The following is a 2,152-nucleotide window of genomic DNA, read 5'->3' as shown; positions in this document are numbered from 1 at the left end:
CCTAAGAAAGCGTAAGTTTCATGCAGAAATTTGCTCCTGGACCGAGCGTAGCGAGTAAAAAAGTTTTATGAGCGTAGCGAATTCCGAGTTTCTTTTGCTTTTTCTTAAAGTCACGCAAGTATTAACCAAAAAATTGCCCCAACGAACTGAGCGAAAGCGAAGTTCAATAGAGTTTGAGCGAAGCGAAAACCAAGGGCAATTTTTCAATTTGCTCTTTTTAAATATATTTTAAATATTTTAAATCTTTTCAGTCCCCTGTATGCCTTATACAGTAAGGGTTTTAAAGCTTAACTATGACGGATTGACTACTAACTATGACGGATTGACTACTAACTATGACGGATTGACTACTTAACTATGACGGATTGACTACTAACTATGACAAGTATATATTTGTCATATATTAAAAATTAATGGTTTTATTTTGAATAAAAATCACGTTGTAAAATCAAATCAAGTAATAGAAGCCTCATATCAATTAAGTGCCGTAGAGCAACGAATTGTCTTAGCTGCCATTTCACGGATTCCAAAAAATCAGCCTATTACAGATGATGAGCTATATCCTGTTAGTATCAATGAGTTAAGGCAATTAGGTGTACATGAAAAAACTGCATACAGAGATTTAAAGGAAGGTATTAATAGACTCTATGAACGATCTATTAACCTCAGTATTGATGACAAGTCTATAAAAATGCGATGGGTACAAGAAGTTCAATTTCTAGATAGTCAAAGTGTCATTGGTATTCGTTTTTCAAAACCAATTCTGCCTTTCATATCTAATCTAAGTAGAGAATTCACCAAATATGCCCTGTCAGACATCGCTGGAATAAATAGTGGGTACGGTATTCGTATTTATGAGCTACTTGTTCAATATCGACAAATAGGTAAGCGTGAAATTTCAGTTGAGAATTTGCGGACAATGCTTGAGCTTGGTAAAAAGTACCCTTTATTCGCAGATTTCAAGAAACGAGTAATTGATACTGCTATAGACCAAATAAACGAATGCAGCCCTTTAAATGTCACTTATGAACAGAAAAAGACTGGTCGTAAAGTTACTAGTATTATTTTTTCATTTAAAGAAAAGACTAAGAGTATTAGTCATCCGAATACAGATGTACCTAAAGAATTTTATAAACTAACAGATGCTCAAATTAATATGTTTGGAAATCAACTTTCTCGTTTACATGAACTATCACATCTAGCACAGCAAGGTGAAAGCTATGATGATTTAGCTATAACAATTAAAGATATGTTGAGAGATCCAAAACAGCAAAAACAGTTTTTACCTTATCTAAAAAACTTAGGCTTTAAACTTTGAGTTTATTGGAGAATACACTTATTGTATTCTCCAATACGTATCGTTAATACACAGTAATACAATATGAAAACAAGTACAAAATACAGTGTTAGTGATGCTGCAACACTGTATAAAAAATCTCGGGCCACACTCTACAAAGATATAAAAAACGGAGTATTAAGTCGTGATCATGATGGTTCTATCGACTTTTCAGAATTACTTCGTGTCTATGGTGAGCCTTTTGGTGGAAAACACCCAAAACGTATTGACATGTCTCCGATACAAAACCTAGATACACCTGAATACAATGATAAAACAGTGGAAGAACTCAAAAATCAGATTGAGTTTTTAAAGAAACAACTAGAAAAGGCAGAAGATAGAGAAGCAAAAGCTAATTCTCGCATCGACACACTCCTGACCCTCATTGAAATGAAACCATCCCAAGCCACTACAGCTAATAATCATCAACCTGAAACAGATATAGCGATAGATCCAAAACTAGAAACCAAACCTAAAGATGATGGATTGACTATTCCGGTTGAAAAAGAAAACAAGCGAATCCCTGTTCCTGAACACGTAGACCCAGAACCGGAAAAAAGAGGCTTCTGGAGCCGCTTCTTTAAGCCGTATGGCTGATCTGATTGTTCACCTGGGCTTATTAAACCCGTGGAACATTGGTTAAATAGTGGGCGTGGAACGTGAAGAATCGACAAAAAAGCCCAATCGGAGATGATTGGGCTTTTCACATCGACATAAGACACTGAAATTTAATGAAAAATCAAAAGCATTTCGTATAAGGTGTATTATGTTAATTTTAGAAAATCTTAAGATAATTATTAATGAGTGGCTTAATGA

2 protein-coding genes are annotated in these 2,152 nt (G+C 34.7%); both read left to right on the top strand.

From position 1 onward, the window contains the following. Nucleotides 1–424 precede the first annotated feature (424 nt). Nucleotides 425–1,318 carry a replication initiation protein RepM gene (gene repM / locus FTV43_RS15140; RefSeq protein WP_057048785.1) on the top strand — a complete coding sequence of 298 codons (894 nt, stop codon included), beginning with the start codon at nucleotides 425–427 and terminating at the stop codon, nucleotides 1,316–1,318. Nucleotides 1,319–1,381: 63 nt separating this feature from the next. Next, nucleotides 1,382–1,933, top strand: coding sequence for a plasmid replication DNA-binding protein (locus FTV43_RS15135; protein WP_005404788.1), 552 nt, complete (start codon nucleotides 1,382–1,384; stop codon nucleotides 1,931–1,933). The last annotated feature ends 219 nt before the right edge of the window (nucleotides 1,934–2,152 follow it).

It is taken from the genome of Acinetobacter sp. YH16053, from assembly GCF_013417035.1.
Lineage (GTDB): Bacteria > Pseudomonadota > Gammaproteobacteria > Pseudomonadales > Moraxellaceae > Acinetobacter > Acinetobacter towneri.
Note: the sequence above shows the minus strand (reverse complement) of the source record. Positions and strands in the feature narration are given on the sequence as shown.

Coding starts and splice junctions, on each gene's coding strand:
- FTV43_RS15135 (WP_005404788.1), top strand. CDS start 1,382: ATGAAAACAAGTACAAAATACAGTGTTAGTGATGCTGCAACACTGTAT.